Annotated in this window: 28 protein-coding genes and 3 pseudogenes; 6 read left to right on the top strand and 25 right to left on the bottom strand. The window is 34.4% G+C overall.

Annotated elements, in window-relative coordinates:
* Positions 1 to 202 precede the first annotated feature (202 nt).
* The 5 genes and pseudogenes from AC2CGN_RS13410 to AC2CGN_RS13390 form a co-directional block, all read right to left on the bottom strand.
* Positions 203 to 1,123 (bottom strand): alpha/beta hydrolase, encoded by a 921-nt coding sequence (locus tag AC2CGN_RS13410; RefSeq protein ID WP_484514334.1) that lies wholly within the window; start codon positions 1,121 to 1,123, stop codon positions 203 to 205.
* Positions 1,124 to 1,859: 736 nt separating this feature from the next.
* Positions 1,860 to 2,540, bottom strand: coding sequence for a TraR/DksA C4-type zinc finger protein (locus tag AC2CGN_RS13405; protein WP_429983989.1), 681 nt, complete (start codon positions 2,538 to 2,540; stop codon positions 1,860 to 1,862).
* Positions 2,541 to 3,207: 667 nt separating this feature from the next.
* Positions 3,208 to 3,870, bottom strand: a complete 663-nt coding sequence (locus AC2CGN_RS13400; protein WP_429990010.1) for a zf-HC2 domain-containing protein — start codon at positions 3,868 to 3,870, stop codon at positions 3,208 to 3,210.
* A 4-nt stretch (positions 3,871 to 3,874) separates the two neighbouring features.
* Entirely contained in the window at positions 3,875 to 4,357 is a 483-nt protein-coding gene (locus tag AC2CGN_RS13395) for an RNA polymerase sigma factor (RefSeq protein ID WP_429987582.1), read from the bottom strand.
* A gap of 307 nt (positions 4,358 to 4,664) precedes the next feature.
* A pseudogene (locus AC2CGN_RS13390) lies at positions 4,665 to 4,955 on the bottom strand (phosphotransferase); the annotation flags it as partial.
* A 386-nt stretch (positions 4,956 to 5,341) separates the two neighbouring features.
* On the opposite strand from AC2CGN_RS13390, the gene AC2CGN_RS13385 reads away from it, so the two are divergent.
* A complete protein-coding gene (locus AC2CGN_RS13385; protein WP_484514331.1) occupies positions 5,342 to 5,989 on the top strand; it encodes a hypothetical protein in 648 nt (215 codons plus the stop codon).
* Between the two features lie 535 nt (positions 5,990 to 6,524).
* Here AC2CGN_RS13385 and AC2CGN_RS13380 read toward each other — a convergent pair.
* The 7 genes and pseudogenes from AC2CGN_RS13380 to AC2CGN_RS13350 form a co-directional block, all read right to left on the bottom strand.
* Positions 6,525 to 7,022: pseudogene (locus AC2CGN_RS13380) on the bottom strand (IS1595 family transposase); the annotation flags it as partial.
* Between the two features lie 27 nt (positions 7,023 to 7,049).
* Positions 7,050 to 7,352 carry a hypothetical protein gene (locus tag AC2CGN_RS13375; protein WP_484514329.1) on the bottom strand — a complete coding sequence of 101 codons (303 nt, stop codon included), beginning with the start codon at positions 7,350 to 7,352 and terminating at the stop codon, positions 7,050 to 7,052.
* 458 nt (positions 7,353 to 7,810) lie between these two features.
* A complete protein-coding gene (locus AC2CGN_RS13370) occupies positions 7,811 to 7,966 on the bottom strand; it encodes a hypothetical protein (protein ID WP_162832712.1) in 156 nt (51 codons plus the stop codon).
* 316 nt (positions 7,967 to 8,282) lie between these two features.
* Positions 8,283 to 8,792 (bottom strand): MepB family protein, encoded by a 510-nt coding sequence (locus AC2CGN_RS13365; protein ID WP_484514326.1) that lies wholly within the window; start codon positions 8,790 to 8,792, stop codon positions 8,283 to 8,285.
* 270 nt (positions 8,793 to 9,062) lie between these two features.
* Positions 9,063 to 9,287, bottom strand: coding sequence for a hypothetical protein (locus AC2CGN_RS13360; protein ID WP_429982178.1), 225 nt, complete (start codon positions 9,285 to 9,287; stop codon positions 9,063 to 9,065).
* A 238-nt stretch (positions 9,288 to 9,525) separates the two neighbouring features.
* A complete protein-coding gene (locus AC2CGN_RS13355) occupies positions 9,526 to 10,287 on the bottom strand; it encodes a hypothetical protein (RefSeq protein ID WP_484514324.1) in 762 nt (253 codons plus the stop codon).
* A gap of 431 nt (positions 10,288 to 10,718) precedes the next feature.
* Positions 10,719 to 12,653: a serine hydrolase domain-containing protein gene (locus AC2CGN_RS13350; RefSeq protein WP_484514322.1), complete on the bottom strand. Its 1,935-nt coding sequence runs from the start codon at positions 12,651 to 12,653 to the stop codon at positions 10,719 to 10,721.
* 237 nt (positions 12,654 to 12,890) lie between these two features.
* Here AC2CGN_RS13350 and AC2CGN_RS13345 point away from each other — a divergent pair, with 237 nt between their 5' ends.
* Both AC2CGN_RS13345 and AC2CGN_RS13340 read left to right on the top strand, forming a co-directional pair.
* The gene (locus AC2CGN_RS13345) at positions 12,891 to 13,067 is read left to right on the top strand and encodes a hypothetical protein (RefSeq protein WP_484514320.1); all 177 of its coding nucleotides are present in this window, start codon (positions 12,891 to 12,893) and stop codon (positions 13,065 to 13,067) included.
* Positions 13,068 to 13,315: 248 nt separating this feature from the next.
* Positions 13,316 to 13,471 (top strand): hypothetical protein, encoded by a 156-nt coding sequence (locus AC2CGN_RS13340; protein ID WP_484514318.1) that lies wholly within the window; start codon positions 13,316 to 13,318, stop codon positions 13,469 to 13,471.
* Here the strand turns inward: AC2CGN_RS13340 and AC2CGN_RS13335 are convergent.
* The 5 genes from AC2CGN_RS13335 to AC2CGN_RS13315 form a co-directional block, all read right to left on the bottom strand.
* The gene (locus AC2CGN_RS13335; protein ID WP_484514316.1) at positions 13,461 to 14,054 is read right to left on the bottom strand and encodes a hypothetical protein; all 594 of its coding nucleotides are present in this window, start codon (positions 14,052 to 14,054) and stop codon (positions 13,461 to 13,463) included. The two genes, AC2CGN_RS13340 and AC2CGN_RS13335, sit on opposite strands and share 11 nt — an antisense overlap.
* Before the next feature lie 218 nt (positions 14,055 to 14,272).
* Entirely contained in the window at positions 14,273 to 15,466 is a 1,194-nt protein-coding gene (locus AC2CGN_RS13330) for a winged helix-turn-helix domain-containing protein (RefSeq protein ID WP_484514314.1), read from the bottom strand.
* Between the two features lie 194 nt (positions 15,467 to 15,660).
* On the bottom strand, positions 15,661 to 16,146 hold the full coding sequence (locus tag AC2CGN_RS13325) for a DinB family protein (protein ID WP_484514313.1): 486 nt from the start codon (positions 16,144 to 16,146) through the stop codon (positions 15,661 to 15,663).
* 364 nt (positions 16,147 to 16,510) lie between these two features.
* Positions 16,511 to 17,290: an aminoglycoside adenylyltransferase domain-containing protein gene (locus AC2CGN_RS13320; RefSeq protein ID WP_484514311.1), complete on the bottom strand. Its 780-nt coding sequence runs from the start codon at positions 17,288 to 17,290 to the stop codon at positions 16,511 to 16,513.
* 14 nt (positions 17,291 to 17,304) lie between these two features.
* Positions 17,305 to 17,889, bottom strand: a complete 585-nt coding sequence (locus AC2CGN_RS13315) for a TetR/AcrR family transcriptional regulator (RefSeq protein ID WP_484514309.1) — start codon at positions 17,887 to 17,889, stop codon at positions 17,305 to 17,307.
* A 489-nt stretch (positions 17,890 to 18,378) separates the two neighbouring features.
* Between AC2CGN_RS13315 and AC2CGN_RS13310 the strand changes: the two genes are divergently transcribed.
* Positions 18,379 to 18,981 (top strand): DUF4879 domain-containing protein, encoded by a 603-nt coding sequence (locus AC2CGN_RS13310; RefSeq protein WP_484514307.1) that lies wholly within the window; start codon positions 18,379 to 18,381, stop codon positions 18,979 to 18,981.
* A gap of 52 nt (positions 18,982 to 19,033) precedes the next feature.
* Positions 19,034 to 19,357 carry a hypothetical protein gene (locus AC2CGN_RS13305; RefSeq protein WP_484514305.1) on the top strand — a complete coding sequence of 108 codons (324 nt, stop codon included), beginning with the start codon at positions 19,034 to 19,036 and terminating at the stop codon, positions 19,355 to 19,357.
* A 388-nt stretch (positions 19,358 to 19,745) separates the two neighbouring features.
* Here the strand turns inward: AC2CGN_RS13305 and AC2CGN_RS13300 are convergent, their stop codons facing one another.
* A complete protein-coding gene (locus AC2CGN_RS13300; RefSeq protein WP_484514464.1) occupies positions 19,746 to 20,156 on the bottom strand; it encodes a VanZ family protein in 411 nt (136 codons plus the stop codon).
* 503 nt (positions 20,157 to 20,659) lie between these two features.
* Here AC2CGN_RS13300 and AC2CGN_RS13295 point away from each other — a divergent pair.
* A pseudogene (locus tag AC2CGN_RS13295) lies at positions 20,660 to 20,949 on the top strand (DUF418 domain-containing protein); the annotation flags it as partial.
* A 208-nt stretch (positions 20,950 to 21,157) separates the two neighbouring features.
* Here the strand turns inward: AC2CGN_RS13295 and AC2CGN_RS13290 are convergent.
* The 7 genes from AC2CGN_RS13290 to AC2CGN_RS13260 form a co-directional block, all read right to left on the bottom strand.
* Positions 21,158 to 22,021 (bottom strand): AraC family transcriptional regulator, encoded by an 864-nt coding sequence (locus tag AC2CGN_RS13290; RefSeq protein ID WP_484514303.1) that lies wholly within the window; start codon positions 22,019 to 22,021, stop codon positions 21,158 to 21,160.
* A 170-nt stretch (positions 22,022 to 22,191) separates the two neighbouring features.
* A complete protein-coding gene (locus tag AC2CGN_RS13285) occupies positions 22,192 to 22,416 on the bottom strand; it encodes a hypothetical protein (protein WP_286926095.1) in 225 nt (74 codons plus the stop codon).
* A gap of 284 nt (positions 22,417 to 22,700) precedes the next feature.
* Positions 22,701 to 22,871 carry a hypothetical protein gene (locus AC2CGN_RS13280; RefSeq protein WP_484514301.1) on the bottom strand — a complete coding sequence of 57 codons (171 nt, stop codon included), beginning with the start codon at positions 22,869 to 22,871 and terminating at the stop codon, positions 22,701 to 22,703.
* 176 nt (positions 22,872 to 23,047) lie between these two features.
* Positions 23,048 to 23,989, bottom strand: a complete 942-nt coding sequence (locus AC2CGN_RS13275; RefSeq protein ID WP_484514299.1) for a ring-cleaving dioxygenase — start codon at positions 23,987 to 23,989, stop codon at positions 23,048 to 23,050.
* A 53-nt stretch (positions 23,990 to 24,042) separates the two neighbouring features.
* On the bottom strand, positions 24,043 to 24,447 hold the full coding sequence (locus AC2CGN_RS13270) for a MarR family winged helix-turn-helix transcriptional regulator (RefSeq protein ID WP_376781234.1): 405 nt from the start codon (positions 24,445 to 24,447) through the stop codon (positions 24,043 to 24,045).
* Positions 24,448 to 24,584: 137 nt separating this feature from the next.
* Complete coding sequence (gene cdaS, locus AC2CGN_RS13265) at positions 24,585 to 25,205, bottom strand: sporulation-specific diadenylate cyclase CdaS (protein ID WP_054772195.1); 621 nt, start codon at positions 25,203 to 25,205, stop codon at positions 24,585 to 24,587.
* A gap of 120 nt (positions 25,206 to 25,325) precedes the next feature.
* A complete protein-coding gene (locus AC2CGN_RS13260; protein WP_484514297.1) occupies positions 25,326 to 26,723 on the bottom strand; it encodes a hypothetical protein in 1,398 nt (465 codons plus the stop codon).
* Between the last annotated feature and the right edge of the window lie 91 nt (positions 26,724 to 26,814).

Below are 26,814 nucleotides of genomic sequence, written 5' to 3'. Positions count from 1 at the left end.
AATGTACATAGTCTCCAAAGCGTCGTTTGGCAACCTTTCATAAAAGCATGTTATTCAACAAACTGGCCCGATTGTGGAACAACTCTATTGTTACTCAACAATTATCAAATCGATCATTTGATTCTGATTTACTTTTTCTTTCATTATAAGAACCCCCTTTAGATAACCTTATCCAAAGGGGTAAAGCATCGTTGAGTTCATATCATTTAAATTCCTCTTTAACAAAGTCAAGGAGTCGGGACTTTAATACGTCACCATCCTGCCCCATATGGTACATATCTGTTCCGTGATAACCGCTCTCGTCCACAATTAGCTCTTTATCAGTTGCTCCAGATTCTTGATATAATTGACGCACATGTTTTTCAATACTGCCTCCATAATCACCAGGTGAAAAAACAAACAAGGATGGCGCTTTAATCTCTTTGACACTTGGAATTGCATCAAGGTTTGAACATTGTGCAGGAGAAGAAAGAATAATTAGGCCCTCAATAGGAAGCTCTTGACGAACTCCTGCAACGATTGCGGTTGTACCGCCACATGATGCTCCTGCCAAAAATACTTTTTTAGCACCCATTCGTTTGAGTTCATTTAAGGCTGCATCTGCATCAAGCTCTATATGTTCATTAACTTGGATCTTCTGTGAGGCACCGTGATTACGATATTCAGGAATAATAACTAAATATCCGTTGTCTGCCAGTTCAGTTCCTATGTCAAGAAAAGAGCAAATGGAATAACCTTGCTCGTGCGCAAGCAGGACTCCTTTATTTCCGCTACCAAGCACAAGTGCCGACAAATATACCCCATCACTGGTTTTCAATGTAGTTGCTTTATCGCGTAGCTTATCTGGAACACAACTATTCACAAGATGCCCTCTAGAAGACTTTACCGTTCGATCTGGCCAGGCAGGATCATACTCAACCGGTGGGTTTGATGGTATGTTCGTCACTTCTGCAAGTGACGTTTCATTTATGGTCTCGGTTTTAGAAGCAGTACTTTGGTTTTGATTAGATATAGATTGATCTTCATTAGAAGATACAGGATTTTTTGTGGTGCAGCCTGTGATTGTTACTAACAAAATGAGTAATGCAAGTAACATTTTTGTTTTGTTTAAAGATATGTTCATAGATTTTCTATTCCTCCAACTTTTACTGAACATAGAACTGAGAGTGTTTCATACTGTCCATCGAATAGTTTGACGTACTGTGTAAAACGACTTCCTGTTGATGAAACAACTCTTTAGAGACATTGGCTATATAAGAATCTATCTCTGCAATCGTGTTTATTCTTCAATTGTATAAACAAAAGCGCTGCGTTCATCATAATGAACTGCTTTATTTATCCCAATTAATTATTTATTTACAATTATAGTAGCCAAGGTAGTAGGTGGAAGCAAGGCACAAAATAAAGAAGTCTGTGATTTTGTAAAAAAATATTTGTTTGATTTTATCAAAAATGATAAACATGGTGGAATACCCATCAAACAAAATAAAGTTTAAAGTAAATACTGATCATACTCTTTATATTCCTCTAGAATACTTCCATATTCCCCGTAATATATGAAACGAAAAAAGGCTTGGATTGTTTCTTATCTTCGAAGTTCCTGTGTTGATTTAGAATACTCTATTCCATTCGAACACGCCGATCACGTTAGCAGAGAAACGTTACTCCTATAAATAACACCCACCTCCTTCACACCCCCCAATAGAAATATAGTTAAATCAATCCTCCGCAATAAGTCCCTTTAGATGAAGAAAGACACATTCCTTACAAAAGAAATGCGCCCGTTTTTGGAATATCGTTTTTTAAGCTAAAGCACCTGTTACTTCAATAACGCCTTAAGATTTATTTTGATCCCACATTTAATCCTCTAAATAATCAAATTTTCTCGCCTGTTCTACTTCCTGAATGGATACTTGGCGTGTTAATTCATCTGTTTCGGAGATATGGTAGGAATCCCATTCATCATTAACGGCAATTTCTTCAGGGTCTTCATATAATTCATCATAATTTTCAAAATCCCCTTCAAAATCGGACGGTGTTTCGGAAGTTCCGTATTTTGCCACAACTTGAAACATATCTTCATAATCATGAATATCATCCTTGTCATCTCGGCCAGAAAAAGAATTGTCAACTGGAGGAAGCATCACTTGTTCTTCAACTGGTCGATCTGTTGGCACGTCTTTTGCAGTATGTTCAATACAAAAAGAGGTATAAGGCAGTGCCACCAATCGATCATATGGGATATCTTGTTGACAAACTTCACATACGCCATAGGTTCCATCCTCAATCTTTTGTAAGGCGGAATTTACTTTTGCTAACTCATCATCGTCATGGACTTTTAACGCCATATCTTTTTCACGTTCGTATAATTCGGTACCTAAATCTGCTGGATGATTATCGATTGTTGACAACTCATCAACAGAATCCCGTAAACTACCTCGTTCTAAATATTCATCATCTGTATCCATTCTTCGTTGGAGCGAGTATTTTTGCTCAATTAACATATTTTTTAACTTTGATATCTTCTTCTCATTTAGAATAGTCATCACGTCCTTTTCATTATTATGAGCGATTTTGATTGAATTATTTGTCTAAAGGATAATATGCTATGGGTTGGATTTTTGCTGGAGTAGTAGTAGCTTTTGGAATTAGTATATTTTGGGATACTACAGCTATTTAATCAATTATCACTCATGTCAATTAACTCAGATCAGCCAACGATTTCTTGTTATATTTTATGACAAAACCCAAAATTCAGATAAAGAGTAAAATGACAGATTAAAAAATCTGGCATTACAAAGACAAAGGCTCAAAACAAGTGAATAACAGGCTTAGTTCTGACAACCTTTTGAATTAATGTATTTTCAAAATTATCGATTTTTCAGTTGTTCTTCATCAATTTCTCCATCATTTCATCATACATATCAAATCTTAATAACAAATTGTAATGACATTGTGAGTTTAATTATGAAATCATTGGTAAAGCTTCATAAGCTAAATAGATCTTTTAGTTCAGATGTAACCAACCATAAATGGTCACTGTGTTTATAATAAAAGGCGGCCTTCCACTATCTAATCTGGTGGAGGACCGCTTTTACTTTGTTCTTATTTACTTAACAATCCTTGACTCCTTGAATTCAAGAAGAACAGAACAGCTTATTCAACAATAGCGCCCTTTTGCAATATAACTTCTATCCCATTTTTAAATCATTCAGCATCGTTACCTTTATCATATAAATCTTTTATGGGTATTACATCGGTTTTATCTTTATATTGTATAGTTATCTTATCCTCATCCGTTAGTTTCTTCTTCTTCCCATTGTACAGTAATAATGTGTTTTCATCTTCAAATGTGAAAGTAATGCCACTCCCATCTTTTAAGAGTTTCGCTGGAGAAGAGAAATCGTTTCTTTTTTCATATACAAATATAGTATGTGTATATCCCTCAGCCGTTTTTGCATCTGTTAAAATTATATAATGATTGTCCTTTTTTGCTTTGAATAAGAGTGTAGCCATTGTTCCTTGATTCTGAATGTTTGTTTCAACATCACTGGAAGTTGCTTGCCACATATTTACGAACACAAAGTAATAAGCAGTTATCAGAACAAGAAACATTGCTAGTAGTGATGAGACGATAACTAAAATCTTTTTTCTATTTTTGGAGCGTACCTTTTTGAAATAATCAATGTTCCTTTTATCCTTTCTTCTCTCATTTTCATCTTCTGAAAATAAATCTCCCTTCATTTTGTTTAAATAATTTCGGCATTCTTCACATTGATTCATATGTTTTTCTATCTGTTCGTTTGTTTCTTCACTTGTTAATTTATCAATATAAGCAGGAGCCAAATCCTTAAATACACTATGTTTCATAACCTTACTCATCCTTTCTGATTTCAAGTTTTGCTCTATAAAAAGTCACTCTTGCCCAGTTTTCTGTCCTTTCAAAAATTGAACCAATTTCTTTGAACGATAAGTCACCCAACAATCTTAAATAAAGTATTTCTCGTTTATCCTCACTGAGTTGATGAGCCTTTTTAAAAAACATAACTTTATCCTCGTTTTTTAAATACTCATCTTCCAAGTCGTAAAATGTTGTGCTTTCATTTTTTATTGAGTCTTTCAATTGTTGGTTTTTATTTTTATGGTTTAATTCTTGCAGCCATACGTTTTTAGCAATTGCACAGAGCCACGTAGAAAACTTGGCTTTACCATTATCGTGAAAGTTATTAATGGATTTAATCGCTTGATAAAATGTTTCTTGAGTTAGCTCCTCTGCTAAATCAAGGTTGTTTGTCAAAGTTAACAAGTATTTAAAAATAAAATCCCCATAATCTTGGTATATATTGTCCTTATCCACTGCCACCCTCCCTTTTCCGTCTGGCCATTCAACTATGTATCACAAAATTATTGATTTCGTTACAACATTTTCAAAAAAATGCATCTTTATAACAGATGCAGATATTCATTTATTCAATTAAATGGCCCTTTAATGAAAATAAACGCTGATTCTTATTACAGTATCGTGCCCTTTAATGGAATAACTAAGATATTTATCAATCCTATACTCTTATAGTCATTCTCTAATGAAAGTTTCTCGTTCTCTTCGAAATATCCTCATTATGAATAAGTGTATCAACAAAATGTAATGTGCATGTTGAAACTACCTATAAAAAAATAGAAAAATCGTTAATACCTGCATATGGTACTTGATATCTGATTTTGTCTTTTAAGCTTTGTAAGGTGTATCCTTGCCATCCTTCTAAAATACCAGTATCCATAAAAAGGGGATTTGTATAATAGAAAGCTACTGCAATATCTTGAGCATACCAATTAAATGAGCAGTCATCAAAATCAATTGTAGTTATACTACCTTCCTCATTAATAATTAAGTTTCCTTGATGATAATCATTTTGAATAAGTCCGAAAGTATCAGGAGTAATAATGTATGAAGTTAGGCGCTACCATTTTTTTAAATATAAAGGTCGCGTTTGTAGTCCCAGAGATTTTATTTTCATGGGAGTGGAAGAAGAACAGAGATGCTTAATCAACTTAAGCCCTATTAGTTGAAGTTGAGGAGCCGGTTGAAAATGCAGATTTCATCGTTAAAAAATTGTCTAGATACTGTTCATACAAAAAGCCACAAAACACTGTTTTAACAGCATTCGTGGCCTTTTAATGAGTTTCCAAACTTTGATTTGGGAACGTTATTTGTATTTGGGTTGTATAAAACAAATAAATTTAATCACTAAATTCTTTAAAAAGGATTACTAATTCATATGGAAATTATTGTGTGTTTGTCGATGTATATAATAATTAATATATTATTGGTAGGTGTGAATGGATGAAGATGCAGGCGGTACAAGGTGGGGTAATGAATATTTATCCGCAGGTGGCGAAGCAAGGATACGATGCGAATTTTGGTAATCTACTTGTTGTGACACAGCAGGCAGCAGAGCAGCGTAATAATAGTCAGAATGAGGAAGTACGCGAGTTATCGTTTAAAGAAATGATTGAACTCGAGCATAAGGCGATTGTCGCTTTCAGGCAGGGCGATTTGATTGGTCATGAGCGTTATATGAAAGAGCTAAGTGGTCATCAAGGGTCGCTAGAGAGAGTGAATGCGGCGGCAGAGGCTCAGGCAGCAGAGGCGAATATGGATAATGGGATTTTCCCAGAGGATGCACCACAGTCGGTGAAAAGCTATATGAGTGGGCTATCGATGAAGGAACACATAGTTATGTTTACGCAGGTGGCGGTACAGGAAATTATAGCGAATGCGTATCAGGATGGGAATGGGCATTGGCGTATTCGACACCGAGATGAGCCGGGTTATATTAATATTTTTGAGCAACCGGATTTTTCGTATACAAAGCTAGTGGAGAAAATGCTAGCACATATTGAATTGAATCGTAAGTATACAACGCAAGATAAGTATGAGGAGCAATTAGACGTCGTACTCGGCTTGAAGGAAGCTGCAAAGGGCTTTTAATTAGCGGTATGGAAATTTGATAGAGGTTGGGAAAAACCATTTCTCAACATAGGTGCTAGCATTTTACGAAAGTAAGATGTCGGCGCCTATGTTTTTTGAACTGAAGCTAGTTTTGTTGTAGCTAAAATCGAATTAAGGAAGCCCTAACGAGTTTCCTTGATTTATGGTCCAGAAATTCCATTTGCCAACAGTAACAGAAATATAAATATTGATAACGGTATCATAAATGTAATGTTTGAAAGAATACTGAACACCTTTACAGTTATATTTTTAGACTTGATCCCTAAAATTAACGACACAATAAATCCAATGTCTATCAAAACATATAAGAAAATTGGAATCCATAGATTTATATTCGGAGACCTAAATACAAAGAAAATAAATAATGCAACTAAGAACAAAACTAAAGTTAAAATGATTGGATAAAACTCTTTATATTGTTTCAATATATTACCTCCTTTCATTTTTTGTTTCAAATGTAATAGTAAATGTAATAACTTGACGAATCTTCGTAATTTTCTATTTTAAATAAGGACTACACACTAAATTTTGATAGTCTCAAACTATCGTAGGTGTCAATCATTTCAAATACTAATGATGATAATAAAAATCTTTATTATGCTGATTGATATTTTCGTTACTGCGACTATCGACAAATAAGAACCAAACAAGGTAATTATCAAGATATTTCGTAGCTACACCTTTAAAACGACCTATCCATTGTTTTTAAGCAAGAATGGAAACCGTTGACATTTTGGATGTGATACAAGCCTTTAATAATGTGCTTTCCATCGTTTGATTTAATCAGATAATACTCTAAGCCCTTTTCTTTGGCATTGGTTTTATACGCTCTCCAAGTTACAAGCACGTTTTCATTAGACAATTTAGAACCTTTTGTTTTAACAATACGCCCCATACAAGCAACTTTTGAGACAGTTGCATTGGTTCGGTCTCTGGCAACGAGAACACAGACTTGTTCTTTGCTTATTCCCCTATGTTTAGATTTCTCACCTCTTTTACGAGGCTTCATTCCACGTTGAATCCTGACATTTATCAAATATCAACAATTACCTTTAACAGAGCCTTTATTTTTTAATTCTAAAAGTAAAGGTGCTACATTTAGAAAAATAGAAACAATTACTAGAAACCATAATGCCTTTTCCATAGTAGGTACAACATCCAATAAAGCCACCCAATCTTCAACTTTTACCCAATTAGATACAAGGCTATGTTCTGCACAGAGTGTCAATGCTGTAAATGATAACCCTATTGCCATCGCAAGTTTATAATCTTTACCTGTTGTATACATATAAAGATTTATAAAAGTTGCTACTATAGCAATAAGACCTAATATTAACCACATAATGATACCTCCCTTTTACAATATAGACATAAGTTGTAATCAAATTGTTCCCAAACGCTCGTTTGATAACGATTTGAAAGGTTGTTATTCAATAATATGCCCTTTAATGAAAATAAGCGCTGATCCTTATTACAGTATCGCGCCCAATTGTTGAATAACTATTTTTTATTATTAATAGCGTTTTCTCATATATTTCTATATCTATTTTAGGTAGTATATATACTAACAATTTTCTCGTTTAATAAAATCTCTTTTTCTTTTTTTAAACCATTTTTTATTGGGAACGGACTACATTCACGTTTAAAACATTGATAGTCATAGGAATGAAAGCACAAAAAAATGACAGAAACATATCGTAGTTTACGTCTGTCGAAGTTTATTATTTAGTAATTCAATGACTATTGAAGATACTTTTAATAAAAATTAGAGCCACAGTTTAGTGACTCTAATTTTTATGTCTATTCTTTACAAAAATCTACAAATTTTTTTGCCTGTATTAAAGACATATCTGTTTGTTCTCTCACAAACTTCACCGCTTTAATTTCACCGACGGACTTTATTTTCTCTTTTACTAAGGCAATCAGTTCCTCATTATAGATTTTAGTATAATCCATTTTTCCGACCTCCTCTAATCTATAATACCTTATACGACTACTTTAACCATTTAGTTTCAAATATATATTAATACCACAAAAAGACCCTTGTAAAAATAAGGAAAAATCGATTGTGAGGGTTCATATTATTAGAACCCTCCCACCTTCGCTTTTTAATTGATTCAATTTTAACATGATTTATTCCGTTAAATGGCCCTTTAATGGAAAAAGACGTATTCTTTATTAAAGAATTGCGCCCAATTGTGGAATGAGCTACTGCATATGCCCTCGAAATGTACAGTAAATATTTGAATGACACAGTTAATGATATCTAATTTTAGAAGGAGTATAATTTTAATAGCTCATGAATTGATAAACTAGTAGTAGCTTCCATTTTAACAAAATATGGTGATTGCCACTTTTTAGTTGCTATTGCTTGTTTGCTGGTGGGAGTATCCCAACTAGGATAAACTCTAATAGCCATTTTCCCCTTTGTATTAGCCGTTTTAAGGATGTTTTGTTTTAAAAGAACTTCTTTTGGAAAAACAAATTGGCCAAAATCACCAGTATTATTAAAAGTGTTTATTACCAGTAAATCAGTGGCATTATCATATGAGAATGCTTGATTTTTATTAGCTTCATCCTTTTCCCAAAAGGAAACAAACTGTCCCACCTTGTTAGGTGTTATTTTTGCGACTCTAAATCTTACAGATTTAGAATTTAACTGAAATACCACAGCCCCATAATCAGAATTTTGGGATTCCTCTCGGATGTTTTTTATAGTTAAATGATTAGGTTCATAAAGTAATTCATTTACAAATGTCAACGTTTTATTAAATTCATTCATAGTTTTACTCCTTATCTTATATTACGAATACCAATATATCATCTGGGGACTTGTTATCGTAATTGCTTTTTAAAAATTTTAGCTTTATTTCATTAGACTCTTCATTTTGATTTACTGTACAATTTGTTTCAAGTAAGTAAGAAATACCACATAACTAAAGAAGACACAATTCCATGTACAAGAATTGTGCTCAATTGTAGAATAACAACTTACAATGTTTTCGAATTGTTCATTAGTACTCCATTAGTTGTTAATGCCACTCAAACATAATTAAAAACTAAAAAGAGCCATCACAATAATTAACAAAGATCCTATTATAAGAAACATTCCCCAACCATTTTTTCCTTTCATTTTATATTCTTCAATTCCCATAATTGCAAAGAGAAATCCAAGCAATAAAGATGATATTGGACCATATGAAAAATCCTTTGTCATTAATCCGTACATTGAAATCGCTACTACAATTAAAGCAAGCATTATTTTAATAATTTTCAACGTAGTTCCCCCTCAATTGAAGACAGACTTTAGTTTTAGTTCATTATTTCATAACTTTTTATATTTTAACATTAATACCCAATTGTGAAGTGTATTGTTATGTCACAATCTGGCCCTTTCCATGAATAAAGACGCTTTCCTTATTACAGAAAAGCGCCCGATTGTGGAATATCAAGATAATGATTACTGTTTTTTACTTATTAACCTAAAGCCCCATTACTTCAAGAGATTTTAAAAATTATCTTTGAAATTCTAATAATGAAGGAAATCCAGCACGAGACCAAAGCCATAATGGAGTATGGACATCAATTGGTGCTAATCCTGTTCCTTTAAGTACAGTCCCCCAGGCGTCTGCAACAACTTTTCTATCATCTGCTCCACCATTTAATATTTCCTCGGAACATAAACCTAATCTAACCGTAGCCTTCAAGATGTGAGTATCTGGTGCTATTGTGATAAGTTCACGAGAACTCCAAGAAATATTGGTGTAACTTTCCAAGACATAAAGCCAGTAATTAAAAATTTTCGGTCCAGATAAATAAGGGAAATCTGCTTTTCGAGTACCTTGCATTAATTCTTTTAAAGGAAGAATATCAAAGTGAACAGATTCAATAAGACCTTGAACATTCCCTTCTTCAGAAGAATTCATAATTCCTTTTGCTACTCGCTGCCAAATTTCTGGATGTCGATTAGGTTGTAATGCTACACGATGCAGAAGTAAAGCATCTCGTAAAATATCTATATTACAATTAGCAACTACCTTCGTGTTGAAAATCCATTTTGTTTCTTCATCTTGATATGCTTTTAAAACTGCTTCCCACAATTTATATGAATTTCTTTGATAGTTCAAAGCCATAGCCAATGTTAAAACATCCATTAAATCATCTTCCTTAACAACACCAATTAGAACATCTTCTGGCATTACTTCCCCTCCAAGTAATCCGTCAGAGTGCATTTTTATCAATGATTTTACGTTCTTTAAAAATTCCTCTTTAATCATAAATTTCCCCCATTGTGTATTTACACTTATTAAACTTTCCTGCACTATAGTTTAAGTACATTACTCCATCACTCACTCGAATTTTACCATAAATACCCAAACTACTTAAAGGACGTTACTCAACAATCTGGCTCGATTGTGGAAGATCATAAGCATATTTCTTGTTTAACTAAAGCCCTCCATTACTTCAATAAGTATACATACTTTATTCCATAAAGGTAATAAGCTAAGGTCTTGTTAGCCTGCTTTATAGATGGCTCACTCTAGGATGGGAATAACTATAAAATTTTGAATTAGAAAGTACTCCTCCCATTTTTAAATATTTCAATTTTTTTGAAATTAAGAAGACCTATTTTTTATCTCCTTACCCTTTCTTTATTAAATTTCTTCTTTCTTTGGAAGAGTATTTAAGATAGTTAAGTGTTTGATGGTTAGGGAACAAAGTGAAAGAAGTTCCAATCTATTAGTAATGCAATGAAAGCAAATAGTAACAATCCAGTTGAAATAACAAACACAACATGAGTCTTTGTCAATGTTAAAGCAGTTTTTCGGACTTTTCGTAAATGAAGAATGATAAAGGCCAGTGAAAGGATAGCGAGTATCCAATTTAACATGATACTGATATTAATTTCTGTAGCCGTTATATAGACATCAGACGTACTACGTACCAAGATAAATATGAAGTTAAGAGAGATTGCCGAACCACATAATAAGAAGGCATTTGCCCAAGCATGAATCGGTGAGATTTTCCCTTTGTCCAATTTTCTAACCAAATGCCGAATACCTAATACAAGTGGTGTAATAAGGAAAAATACAATTGACGTAATAGCGATAATCATATACATGATTAACATGGGGGTAGTACGGCTTGCTTTAACCGGAATCATATCCATTGATTGTCCAGTAGTCAATCTTATCAGTTTCCCATCTTGTTTATCGATATAAAGAACGGGTGCCATTTCCTTAAATGATGCGTACTCTGTCTGGTATAATTTAAATAAATAAGGTGAGATTTGTTGATAGGTTGCTGTCATCTCTCCTATATTCAAGGTCAACTCATTCTCACCACTTACCTTTGCTTCTATTGGCGTTAGATTGCCTAGAATCTCATGTATGGTTGAATGTGAATTACGTGCAAATACATATTGACCTATCACTTCATTAAAAGTTGGCAAATGATTCTGTGTAGGTAGATGATTCTGTTTATCCTCTCCAATCAGCATATTCACAATTCCGTTGGTAATATCGCCTTCTGAGGCCATATTAGTGAGTACAATAATACTTAACTTTTCCTCAGGAACTATCGCAAGATTACTAGAGAAATTCAATGTATTTCCATCATGTGCAAGTACACGTGGTTGGCTTCTTATTTCCCAAAAACCATGTGCGATAGAACGGATTCCCTTATGCGGTGAATAGCTCTGCTTAAACATCGTTTGTAACGTATTTGGATTAGAAAATAATGGGGTTGCATCGGTTGTTGCTAATGCCATAGAGAACTGAGCCAAGTCCTCAGCCGTGCCGTTTATTCCTCCAGACGGATATAGCGGGATATAGGTCCAATCTCCTACCTTAAATCCTCCATTTTCGGAAGAACTATATCCGATAGCCTTGTTACCAGATAAATCCTGATGATCTAGTAAGGCAGGATGTCCAGAAGTATGCTGCATTTCTAATGGCACCAAGATTTGGTTCATCTCATAATCCGAAAACATTTGGCCACTCACGCACTCTACTACATAGGCAGCAAGAGCTGTGGCAAAATTGGAATAAGAAATAACAGTCCCTGGCTCAAAGGTTTGGTTGGGCTCACCAGCTATTAATGCTTCAGGTAAAGAGATCAACTTATCTGGTGATTGGACTGCCGCTTCAAACATATAATCCTCAAATCCTGCAGTATGGTTCATAATATGTAGCATTGTAATGGGTTTGTCATATTTAAGTTTGGCAGAAAAGGATGGTGGCAGATAAGCCTTAATATCCCGATCAAGCTCTATCTTGCCTTGCTCAACAAGTTGCATGACTGCTGTCCACACAAAAGTTTTGTTAATAGAACCATACTCAAATACGGTTTTTGCTGGATCAACGTGAGTTTTATCAGCTACATTCCCATATCCATAGCCTTTTGAAAAAACAATCTTATTATCTTTCGTTATTACGATTGCAGCCCCTGGAACAGAACTGCCAATAAAAGGCTTAACAAAATGATCAATTTCCTTATCTAATTCTGACAGTGGGATACCTGAGGGCGTTCTTTCTATATTGGGTACTTTGGCGGAAATAGGAACATTAGAACTTCCTATCATACCTAAAATGAACAAGACCATCATGCAAAAAATAGTTTTCAATATAAAATTATTTTTCAAATAAAGTCCTCCTAAAGTTCTGTGTGAAAACAACAATTTTTTTCTAATGATCTTTCCTTCCTAACCCTATTAGATTCAGTTAAAGGATAATGGAAATCGGTAAATGGAAAAACCACCTGAAGACGGATATTTTCTCCGACTTAAGTCCAGTAAAAGTTTATTTCCTAATATTTGCGTATAGACACAATATTATCATAGCGGGAACGAACATTTTCCACGCTACTGTTCTATACACGGATGACGACACACGCTACAATTTTGATGAATAATGATATTCCTATGAAAGCCATTGCCAAACGATTAAGGAATACGCCTGAAATAATCCATACAACATACAGGCATGTACTAAGAGAAATGGAAGATAAAATTATTGACACGTTTGACCGTGCTATTGAAAGTGGGGCTGGTTCTTAACTAACCCCCACTCAAACCGCTAAATATAGGCACTAACAATGCCTTTAAGTTTCTAAAATGACAGTAAATATGGATTACTTTGCTGAAGATATCCAGTACTTTTCTGATACAGGTCTTTAGACGTAAAAAAACACTTGTCGCCCAATACAGGCAAAACAAGCGTTCTAAGAGTTGAAGGTTAGTTGTAAGTTTATCAAGTATTAGTCAATTATGACTAAAGAATTTTGAATCCGCTTGGTGAGAATATTATGACACCATGCCAAACAGGCTTCAATTGTCAGATAGGAACAGCACAGGCTGAAAACAAGATTCCACTTTCTCACCGCTTGCTATCCTACGGCGATGTTACGGTAATCCCACTGAAAACGTCAACTTGCCCAGTTCTCGTTGATATTAACTCTTGATTTTATTGATGATATCTTGATAATATTGTTTGCCATATTCATTATTAGACTCTTCTGATTTTTTGTTAAAATATTCTATGGCCTCATTTTTATATTGTTCCGGAATTTTTTCTAAATACAAATCCATTATATTTTCAAAAGAACTTTCGGCTACTTTTTTGGGGGACATTTTTTTGACATTCATAAAATATTCCCACTTTTTATCATAATTTTCAAAATGTTTTAATCTAGGTAGGAATATCGCGACATAAGGTCCTATGTTACTTTTATCCGAATTTTCCAACATGAATTCGTAAATCTCCTTTGTTTCCGGAAGATCATATCTCTGAATCATATTCCCAATTGCTGAAACAAGCAGAACTACAAGTTTAGTATTTTCCTTATGGTTATTATAGATATCAAGAAGGGTTTTAGAAAACTTCAGATCATTAAATAAATCTTGATAATAAATTGAAACCTCTAACCTGGGTGTTTTCTCAAACTCTTTTACAGCAAGAAACAGCTCTTCATCACTCAATTTATGACAATTAGAAATTTTCTCTTTTAATAGGCTAATATTTTCAATATTTTTTTTAGTGTCCATATTGTTCTATCATCACCATTTTCCTTTATACCACCTTTATATTATCTTTAAAGAAAGTCATGCCGTTTTTTTGTATTTCCCATTTTCGCAACAACATGTGGTTGGTCGATAAAAGAAACTCCCTTTTCAAGCAATTCTTTAAAGGTTTTATTTATACCTTCACTTGAATTTTACTTCAAAAGTAAACAACTTTATTATCCCTACAAATATAGGAAATATTAGTTCAAAGAATCTGCCGAAATTGTCTCACACCCATTGAATAGTGCAAACCTTTGGAAACAACTGTTCAAAGCTGTTCGCAATTGTACTGTTTGCTTCACACCGTTCTCGTACCAGATATTTTTAACAAGGAGTGTTTCAGTTTTTCTCTCCGCGATAATCTCCGCTCGTCCAATGAAGCTCTCTCCATATAACAGAGGCAGCACATAATAGCCAAATTTTCGTTTGATTGCAGGCGTGTAAATCTCCCAGGTGTAATCAAAGTCAAACAATTCGTTGATAAGTTTTCTGTCCCAAATGAAATTATCTAGTGGAGCAATAAGCTCGCAACGCAATTTCGGTTCCTGATTTTGCAGAACGGCTTCAATAAGCGGTAAATCCTCCGCGAGGCAGTACAGCATATCCTTCATTTGCTCCACGGCAACAGCAACAATGCGAGTTTCGTGTAATAGCTGGCGGAAAACCTCTTTGCGTTGTGCTGCTTTCAGCCCCCAAATATTCAACCATGCATCTGACGCACGATTCCATAAGAGACCAACAGAGCCGATTCGACGTAGTACCCGCCACTTATAATGTTCAAGTTCATCAACCAGCGGCTCTGATGCATTCAGTAGATTTGGCTGTATGTACTTCTTGGCTATATCGTAATATTTACGCGTTCCTTTTTTATGATGGATAATCAACTCACCCGTCGAGTACATCTGTTCCAGGACTGAACGAGATGAATTGTTTCCACTGCTCCAATGGATGGCCGATTGCCAAGAGAAATCTCCATCCAATTTTAAATCATCCGAACATAGTGCACCTTGATTTTGGATATGAGCTAGTACTTGAGCTGTCAACGCTTCCATTTCGGGATAGCGTTCGGCATGTTGTCGGGCAGCCTGCCTGTATCGCTCAAAATACGGCCAGTCCTCAACAGGGATAATGGCCAGATTCTTGTCGGGATAATCGACAAGGCTTCTATCCTCATACAGCAAATCGGCCAGCATTCCCTTAGTAAATCCTTTGATTCGCGACTGTAACACCAATTCGGCGTTTTTTCCGCAAACATCAATGGGGTCGTATTGAATACAACCAACCTGCCGAGCAAAATCCAGTACGCCCTGCTTCCCGCTAAATTTATAATCGTCCAAAAGTCCGTGTTTCAACAACAGAAATTGCCGTGCCTGACGGTTTGTTAATTGGATCATGTACACACCTACCTCTAGTTTAGTTTCTTTTTATATTACAGTGGGGATGATGGGGAAAAGAAAAACGATGACGTGAAGGGAAATTTGTTTACTTCCTCGCTGGGGCGTTTCTTGGACTTTTTATTGGTTGGCTCGAGTCCAGTACAATACCAAACACAAACCAACCAATTAGCTGCATATTAAAAACTCTAACTTTAAGTAATACTACCCAGGAGGGCATTTTCTTTTGTTGGGCCCATCACAGGGGGAACTGGTAAGCCTGCTTGACGTAATAGCACCATCATTTGGCCGCGGTGATGTGTTTGGTGGTCAATTAAGAAACGCAATAATGCACCTTTTGTTGCCACACTCGCAATGCCTGTTTCTGTTAGCAAGTCCACATCTGATAGCTTAGCTACCTCTTCCTTGACCGCCTCTGCTGCTTTTCCGTAAGCTGCTATAATTTCTCTTGCTGTCGCTGGAACTGGTTCATCTTGACCAATCATTGGTACAGTTAAACCTGCTAAATGGCTAAAATAACCTGTTGTTTCTACTAAATGCCAGCCTAACCAACCAAGTGTACTATGCCCTTCCAAAATATTTTGTCCTAATTTGTCATCTGTTACGGCTTGTAATACTTGCAATGTCCCTTCCACAGCCACTGCCCAATCCTTTAAAAAATCATCAACTTGTCGATACATCAAAACTCCTCCATAATCTTTCACTTCTAGTTTATTATACAAAATTTATAGAAAAGACGCAAACATACGTTCTCTATAAAAGGTTCGTATAAAAATTACCTCCGCTAAACTTGAGAATACCATCAAAAGTGAGATGAGCGATTTGAGTAATGAAAAAAATACCAAAAAACAAGAGTTTTGGAACAAATAAATAACCTATTTATTAAATGTGTGCTTTTTTAATTTTGTTTAGCAATGGGGCATATTTGTTTTAAAGCAAATTGGATATTGTGAAGATTTACACTTAAACTATTTGGCAGTTTAGTTAAAGCAGCAAGATTAATGAAATTGACTTTTGTGAAAAAAAGCAGGATCAATTCCATATTTATCTAGATAAAAAAGCTTGATTACAATACTCTCTTAAAGAATTTATAAAATGGATCGTTGCATTCTTTCGTTCCCAACGATTTTTATAATTGGACTTAGCTTGAACTCTCCCTCTAATTCTAAGTGCCTCATAAAGAATGTCAGAATACCTTAAATCAAAGTCCTTAATCACTTCTGCACAGGCCAGTTCTTTTGATGTAATCTTTCCTGTTTTCAAAGTATAGTACACTCGACATAAGGTTAATACAATGAACTCAATCCAAGAATCGAATAAAAACAAATAGCTTCGGGAAGCTTTACTCGCTATATAGTGGTTAAGATTGTACTCCATCTCCTGCATAACATCCTTCCAATCTATATTTGAGTAATAAGTAGAAAAATTCGGACCGTAAACAGCATATGAATCATGAACAAGCTGATAAACGGCAATTTTCATAAGCTTTCTTTTCCCCTTACACTTTGTACCGTTAAAAAACGGGAAAGATCTATGTAAATGTAATTGATTTTGCTCATCCAAGGATAAGTACTCACATTCGAACTTTTTGATCAATGGATTTTCAGTTCTAAGCTTCTTATGAAGATACGATAGTTTTTTCACCTCTTTGTCTGTCACTTCTCGACTAAATACTGTAACAAAATCAATATCACTGCTTTCAGAATGAAAGGCACCTATAACGGTTGAACCATATAAATAGACACCAAGAATTTGATTTGGAAACATTTCGTTCAGCTTGCTACTATAGAGCATCATTACCTTCTTGACTTCGTTATGGATCATGTATTTTAACTCCTCTATGTTTCAATTAGCTTAACTCCTTGTTTAACAATTCCCTCCCATAATGGATATTTTTCAGGCTCAAGCATAATCATCGTAAATCCACTTAGGAAAGATAAATAAGCCCACGTTTTATCACGAAGATCTTGTTCGGTTTCATTTAAACTAGAGCGCTTCTTCAACAATCCAGTCATTCTCTCCACAAACTCATAAGTGATTGAAACTGCTTCTTGCTCTAGCTCTGGAAACCTACCAGATTGAGAAAATAAATATTGTAAAATTCGTAGGTTTGATGGATCTTCACGATAGTGCTTCACATGATGCCTCACCATCTGCTCTAATTGTTCTGACAGTTCTAAGCTTTCTGGTAAATAAAGTTGTCCATTCCTAGTCTCTTGAAATGCTTCTTTAACGGTATTCTCAAACAAGTCCTCTTTGCTAGGAAAATACAGTAAAATCGTAGCAGGATTAATACCTATTGCCTGTCCTATACTAGAAAGGGTAGTCTTAGAAAACCCCTCACTTGGAAATTGCCTTTTTGCTTCTTTTAATATGATATTTCGCTTCTCTAGCCGCTGTTGATTGTTGACTGTTCTTGCCATTTTCATCCCTCACAATACATTAAATAAATAAATGCTTATTTATTTAATGTAAATGAATAACATACGGAAGTAAATACTTTTTAACGCACAAAGCTAATTTTTATCTATTAAACAAGCGAAACCGACCTTTTGTTTCGTTTTTTCAAATTAATGGTACACAAAAACCTGGATATAAATAATTAAGAAACCTAGCAATCTTCTCATGTGAAGGTAGTTAGGTTTTAAAGTTATATGTGCGAAATAAATCCTAAAGTGACACCAATTATCATACACTCATAGCACCTCTATATGTATTTTCTATTTTCATTATTAAACAACTTAAATTGAACACTTTGAAAGTGCATGATTACGACTTTGTTCATATTTTGTGAAGTGATAATAAGTTTATTTAAATAATCAATTATAAATTTTGTTAAATATTGTTAAGTATTCTATTTTTTATCCGATAATTATAATGTGTTACAAATAATGTAAAAGGAGAAGTTGTATATGAAGAAATATTTACTAGCTGTTGGAATTATAACAAGTGGTTTGTTGGGGCTAAATACAGCTGAAGCTTCAGAAGTAGAAAAAGATATGATTGAAGTAGATCCATTAATTGAAAATCTAAAAACAGAACATCCTGATTGGACAATTACATTAGTAACTTCAGATGAGGCTACTAAAATTAAAGAAGAAGTAAAAAATAGTCCAGTTCTAAGAGGTCCAGCGCCACCATTAACAGCTCTCTACATTGATCAAATAGCATCACAAGTTGGAACAAGCAATGAATATACTGAGGATCTTCGCACGCAAACTTCTCATGCAGTTTCAGGCAAAGTTTCCATAGGAGTGATGCAAGTTGGTTATGGAAGTGATAATCAATGGTTAGATGATGAGCGAATTACTTATCAAAATCGCGATTATAAAATTAATGTTGCTTCCTTAGATTTTAATAATGACAGAATTATAGATGGGTATTATTACACAGTAACTTTTAATTCAGACTTAAAAATTCCAAGTGGAACTTCTGCATTATATAAGTTTAGTTCTACTTCACATAGTTACCCTTGGAACACCATTGAAAGAACTTTAAATATTCCACATTTATAATTTAAGAATCCATTGAAGAGAGGTGTATTTAAAAATGGTTTCTATGGAAGATATGAGTATAAGGCTATTTATACTTCGAGGAGCTTACGGATACAAAGGTTTTACTGAACAAGTTGGCGAAAATATGTATAAAGTTGATACGAAAGCTTTTCAAGAAACGATAGAAAATGCCAAAGAACCAATTGACGTTAATAAAGTTTCAGAATTATCATCCAATCAAATTAAAGTGTTACAAGGTGCACCAAGTGGTAGTTGGTTGATTCCTTTACTGAATAGAATGGGAGAATTAGGGATGATGGATTTACGTGAGGGACTAGTCAACCCTAAAGTATTCCAATATACTTCGACAATGAATGCTTATAAAAGATCCATTTAAGCTAAGTGAAAATAAAAGGCATTAACGATAAGGATTTATCCTTTCGGTTAATGCTTTTTTTTCAGTTGTTATGTAAACCTTAATTGCTTAATAATGGCCATTTTCTTATTAGGCTTCGAATTTAAAGTTTTATTCTCCTGGTAAACTATCCATTGTAATTTGCTCAAAACTACAGCCATTAAATCTGCTTTCAGTACACAGTAGCTTTAAAATAAAGTTTGATAAAAAGCACCTTCTTAAACTAGTTTCATACAATAAAGAAAAAGAATCCATTTTGAAAAAAATTTGTTCAAAACGGATTCTTATCTATCAAATTTAAACTACTTATGTTACTTCATAGTGTGTCACTTTAGGCGGTAATTTGCGCTAAAACTCAAATTTTTAAAAATCAGTCATCTAATACTTTGTAAAGAGTTGGTCTTAAAGTAATGAAAATATAATAACCTATTAATCCTCCAATTGTATTAGTAATCAAATCAGTTACATCAAAATTTCTAGAATATATACCACCCCACCATGCACTTAATAGTTGGGAACATTCAATAGTTAAACTAAATAGAAAGGTTATAACAATTGTACCCAAGACACCCTTCCTCTTTATAATTGGATATAAGAATCCAAAAGGCGTCATCATAATAATGTTTAGTATGATTTCCCTAACAGCTCTATCATGATTCAATATTAAATCTCTAAAAGGAATTAAATTAGCTGTTTGCATAAATAGATTATTTGTTCCACCAAATGGTAATGTAAATGGCATTAGTGTTACAAATAAAACCATTACAACATAAAGGTACATAAGTGTCTTAATTACAAACACCTGTTTAGATTCATTTATCCACTTTTTATAAAAGAACAGAAAGTAAATCAATAATAATAAAGTAAAATCAATAAAATAATTCAATTTTTAACCCCTTTGTAATTTCTTGCTTTCATGGTGTCTCCATCTTCACTAATCCTATTAAATCGTAGTTAATTTCACCATTTTCTTTTTTCCAGGATCAGTAATCTTTACATAATAAGTCTCGTTAATAATTTTATTAGCAAAACTACATCCTGTTAGAATACTCCCTAAAAAACAAAGTTAAAACCGAAATTGATAATATTTTTTTATCTCTCCTTACTTATCCAACATATTAATCTATATATTTTTTTAAATCCATAAATCTACAGACGTATTCATAATTTCTTAAGTATATACAAAATAAACTCTATAAATCTTAAAAATTTGCATTAAAAGATTAAGAAATTGTATGTATAATCCGATAAGTCCTCTGAGAAAATGTGAAAAAAGGAGATTTTATTACAGCATGGAAAAAATTTATTAGGCGAACAATCAATGAATTAGATTATATTCGAGAATTCACATTATTAGGAATTACTTTGGTAAATGCGTTGAGTTACCAGAAAATCATACTATTGATGCGAGTTATCAACGATTTTTATATTTATTTGTTGAAGGTAGGTTCTATACTATCTTTTCATTCTTATTTGGTGTAGGATTTTATATCTTTCTGACGAGAGCTAACTCTAAAGGTAGATATTTACTTTTATTAAGCAGACTTATTGTATTGTTTATTATTGGATTCATTCTTCCCTATTTTTAGATGGAGAAGTATAAGATTTTACGCAATAAACGGATAAAAATCCACCAGAATAATAAAGTATTAACAATTTGGCTCATAAATGAAAAGGCGCTTTTCTTAAGAAACGCGCCTAGAATGGAATAATTGTGTAGCTTCTATTAACTAGCTTAACTAAGTTAAATAACATAAACAGAGACTGTCCATGTACCTTTTTTCATTTCTTTTTAATCGGTATCCATATCTCACTATAATAATCCTCTAAAGAAGGGTCAGCATCACTTACGTATACCTCCATTTCTGGTCCACCAGTATGCTCATACCTAGTTGCTGGAAACCATTCAAAAAAGATCCTCTCCCATGCCCTTGGCATTGCATCGGGCATTGCTCCGTAAACTGGAAAAACTGCCCAGGTTGCAGAAGGAATTTGTCTTTCTTCCCAGTCAAATGGGGTTTGTTCAATATTTTTTTCTGCACCGATTAAGTAGGTTAGATTTTCTTGTTGTTTGTCAAAATCCATGCTAATTCCGATTAATCCAAGGGAGCCACAGTTTTTAGCAAGCTCTCCTGTGAATCCATTCTGTTTCGATTCATCCCAGAAAGCAGCTATCTTTCGGTTGTTCTCTCCGCCTATTGTGGTTGTACGAATACTTTTCCCTACAACAGTAAATACGTCTTTTTCCACAATCTTGTAATCCATTTCCACATCACCCTTTAACTGAATTTGAAAAGAGAGTTTTGGATAAGCCTTCAAGGATTGACTATTTTTCTTAGCTTCTGATGGACTGATACCATGAATTTTCCGAAATGCTTTTGTAAAAGATTCTGGACTTTCATATCCATACTTCATTGCAACGTCAATCACTTTAGACCTGGAATTAACCAGTTCCTGTGTAGCTAATGTAATACGACGATTTCGGATATATTCACTCACGGTATATCCAGTTAGCATATTGAACATCCGTTGGAAGTGATATTTAGACATATAAGCGATTGCAGCAATATCTTCAATAAAAAGATTATTGTCTAAATTCCGTTCTATATACTCGATGCTATCTAGCATTTTTTGAAGACCTTCCATGTGAAACTTACTCCTTTCTATATTCAGTCTATCAACAACGGTTTGGTCATTCCTGTTAATCCGTGCTCTATTATGACAGGGTATTACGGCTTAATAAATATTATTGTCCCTTTAAATACAAAATCTCATTTATTTTAACATAAATACCCATTTAACTTACCCAAACTTACTCAACAATCTGGCTCTTTAATGGAATAACTAAAATATGAGCTTTTATTACTGTAAACATCATGAATTTTGGCATTTAAAGTATTCAATGCTTTTAGTGTGACGCTTATATATTCTTTTACATAAAGAACCTGTTTTGCTACATTGCGATGTGCACCACCTGTAATTTCTGGAATGATGCCATCAATGACACCTAGCTTGTTTAAATCAGGTGCTGTTATACGCATTGCTCTGGACCTTCACATTTCACGGCGAACAACATCTTGGGAAACCAATAACGTCCCATTTCCCAAATAATTTTGAAGCATTTTTGCAGTCGTTGTTTTTCCATTTTCCCCCTGCGTCCATTAATAACAACTCAGTAAATAAAAGCAAATATCCTTAGTTTATTATTCTATTAAATGGCCCGGATCGTAATATAAGGTTAGCCAGATTGTTAAGGAACGTTTTCAATGGATATTATTGTTGAAATATAGAGTTTGATAAAGATTAACTCCATTTTGATCAATCTTTATTCTAAAGCTACATTTACTTGTTTTTTATTTTTATTTGTAGGTAAATCTTTATTTGGTTGGGATTTAACCGTATTGTAGCAGCAGCTAGGTTGCCAGCTACCACTATGCACGGATAGCGGCACACGCACACTACAATTTTGATGAATAATAATTCCTGTGAAAGTCATTGCCGAACGACTAAGGAATACACCTAGAATAATCCATGCAACATATGGGCATTGTTAAGAGAAGATAAAATTATCGATATATTTGATCTTGTTATTGAAAATAGGGCTAAAAAAGTGGGGCTAGTTCATAACTAACTCCCACTCAACTCTATATATAGACATTAACAAAGACATTATTATTCTAATGGTTCTAGAATAGCTTCAATTTCTGCGCGTTTTTCTTCTAAAAATGGTGGAAGATCTAGCTCTTTGCCAAGATCCTCGACTGCTGAATCAACTGTGAATCCTGGGCCGTCTGTCGCCATTTCAAATAAAATCCCATTACGATCTCTAAAGTAAAGACTTTGGAAATAATAACGATCCACTATACCGGTACTATCAAAGCCTTGCTCTTTAATTTTGGCATCCCATTCCTGTAATTCCTCGACTGTCGCCACACGTAATGCAAGGTGATGAATGCTGCCTCGCCCTGGTTTTTCACTTGGTCCTTCTAATTCTTTGACAACAATTTCACCGAATACTTCTCCTGCAATGGATTGTAGCACTGCTTCTTTTTCACTTTCTGTAACAACTGTATAACCGAATAAATTCTTTAATAAATTTACTGTTCTCTGTAAGTAACGAACTGTTATTTCCACTGTACCCATTCCTAGAATACGATGCTCTTCAGGAATTTCATTGCCATCCCAGGACTGCCAATGAGCTGGTACTTCGTGACCATGATGGTTTAAAAGGACCATCCTTAAACCTTCATGATCTTCAAAAAACAATGCATCCCTTCCTGCATAGGTTGTAATATCACTATGTTTGACCTCTTCCTGTTGAAAACGTTCTTTCCAATATTGCAAACTCGCATAGCTTGGCACGAGTAAGCCAATGCGAGTAATAGCATTTGTGCCTCGAACTGTACGTCCTGCGACAGGCATCTCAAAAAACGTTAATTCAGTACCTGCTGCTCCTGTTAAGTCTCCATAAAATAAGTGATACATTGATGGCGAATCCTGATTCACCGTCTTTTTCACTCGACGTAATCCTAGAATCTTTGTATAAAAGTCATTATTGCGTTTGCCATTTTTCGTTAGCATGGATATATGGTGATGTCCACTTAATTTGTTCATGATTCATTTCCTCCTTATTTTCACTTGACTAAGCAAGTGATAATCTAAAAAAATTACATTGGCGGTATTTGTTTTTCACGACTATGCTTTTCAAGCTTTGACATTAGTGTATATAAAGATTTCATTTCTTCTTCTGTTAAAATCTCTTCAAAAAATGAGGATTGAAAGTGTAGCTGACTCGGAGTCGCAGCATCGATTATTTGCTCTCCCTTTACTGTTAATGAAATTGTCTTCGTTTTCCAATTTTGCTTGCGTTCAATAAGCCCTTCTTTTTCAAGCCGCGCAAGCATTCGAGACATCCCGCCTTGCGTAACGGTAGCTTTCTCTGCTAATTGTGATTGTGTAATCGGTGCAAAAGTCTTAATTTGAATCAGTACATCGAACTGGGCAGTTGTTAAATCAAAACGCTTTAAAAATTCATTTGATAGCTGATTACTTTGTGTTGTAAAGCGCATCATTCGAATCCAAGTCAGTGACCCAAGTGTATGTTTTTGCAACGCTTCATCCTCCCTTCATTTATCACTTTACCACGCAAGTGATAAACAAGCAAGAAAAATATCTCGAATTCAAGATAAAATTCAGTGTGAAGCTCACACTATATTATGCCATGTGTAGTTATTGGATATAAACTACCTTTAAAGGCAAACGAAATCCTTCCTGTTTCTTCAGAAACCACCATAATTAATGCATCACTTACTTCACTTAATCCTAATGCTGCTCTATGTCTTGTTCCTAATTTCTTCTCCCCCGTATAAAGTTCTGATAGAGGTAAGACATTTGCAGCCGAGTCAATTTGATTTCGGTTTACTAAAACGGCGCCATCATGAAGAGGGTTTCCAGGAAAGAAAATAGCTTCTAATAAGGAATGGGTTAACTCTGCTCCTATATGAACCCCTGGCTGTATAAGTGATTTTATAGGGTCTTCTCGTTCAATAACAATTAATCCTCCATGTCTTCGCATCGACATATTTTGTACACAATGCGATAGCTCTGGATATTTTTCGGTAAACGGGGAAAGATAGCAATTTAAATAAAACGTTGCAGCCTTCATTTCAATCGTAATAAATTTCTCTTTAATCTTTTCAAAATTCCCAAGCAAACAATTTGTATCTATATCCATGGCTTCAACACTTTGCTGTAATGTCATTATGACCTGCAAAAGCTCATCTTTTAATGTTTGTTTCATTGGTGAAAAATCACAATTTATTGGATCCATAAAAGCATACCTCACTTTCAAATATCTTTTTTAGTTTCTCTAGTTACATTGTTTTTATTCGTTCCCAACAAAGAAAAGGCAGTTTCTTGTTATGTAACCAAGAAACTACCCTTCAGCTGTTTAAAAAGATATTAGTCGATCACTAGTATTTGCTAGTAATCCATAGCCTGGTGCAAAAAACTGATCAAAGGATGTTTCAACTACATTTTCAAAGGTACCTGCTGGGGTCGTGAGTGAGTAGTGAATAGCACGTACATATCCTTGATCTTGAGTCGTTCCGCTTAAGCGTGTAATGATTGCTCCTTCCTTTAAAGGCTTAACAAAAGAGTATTTGACACCATCCATATCAAAATTAAAGGCTTGGTCAGTTTCATGGTACGTAATGTAGTAAAAATCCTCGGCTTTAAAATGATTATTGGCTATTCTTTTGTAGACTCTATTGCCTGCAATATTCTGATATTCTAGCTTTTGAAGCCTCTCATTTGGTAAAAAGGATGTAATCACTGGCGATTCATTCGGCATTTTTATGGCTAGCACATTTTTAGGAACGGTATACATTTTTCCATTTACTGCGATTAATGCGATATATTCGTTTTCTGTATAGAACGATACCTCATCAAATCGTTTCAGCTCTACCTGTTGAGAATGATCCATACCTTTAGCAACAACACCATAGCGGATATAACGTTTGCCTTGATTATTCACAGGTTCTAATAGATTTGCTGGCATATAGCCTCTTTCCCCTGTTATGGATTGTACCCGAAGGTAACCATTGGCCTCGATCCCTAAAGATTGAAAAGCAGAACCCTTTGGATAAGCAAACATTTTATTCAGGGAATTAACCTCATTTAATGGAGACGGTGGATTCCATTCGATTGTTCTAGCTCCATTCATTGGACCTATCAGCAATTGTGTATCTGTTGTTACTGCATAATAGCCTTTATCTCTTGTCGTTGTTTCTACAATTCTAATATCGGTGCCATCAACAACACCATTTACTTCATTTCCTTCTTCTAAACTATAAAAGTAATTTAATTTTCCCTTGTCAAAAGTAACCTCTGCCGAATAATTTCTTGGTACATGCTCATTCAATAAATGCTGTCCATATGCTAAATCTATCATTGGGTATTTTTCTTCAAAATAGGCTTTTGTTCCTTGACGATTGCTCACAATATATGCAGGATTATTATAAAAAGAAGAGCGGATTTCAGTGGGCACTTCCTTAAAAATGACTAAATCTGTTGCTTGTACACGGTAGCCTGAGCTCATCCAATAGAACGTTTTTTGGTCATATTTTTCAATATTATAGACACGGAAAAAATTATTTCGTTTCACTGTCATAGAGTTGTATGTACCATTAGAATTTTTCTTATACACTTTGACATCCTTGGAAAATGTCATTTTACCTGTTTGTCCTTTTACGACTTCAGCTCCATCCCAGCTAACTTGCGCATTGGATTTGGTTGGGGAAATAAAGAAGACAATAATAATTAGCAGCGCTAGACTATATTTTTTCATTTGACCTCCTACAGTAGTACCTATTTTTTTATTTACTAGTATAGCAAATGAAAAATCACATGTCTTCGCCAATTAACGATGACACGTGATT

Source organism: Lysinibacillus sp. DFXJR4, assembly GCF_057196045.1.
This window is presented reverse-complemented; position numbering and strand designations above follow the sequence as displayed.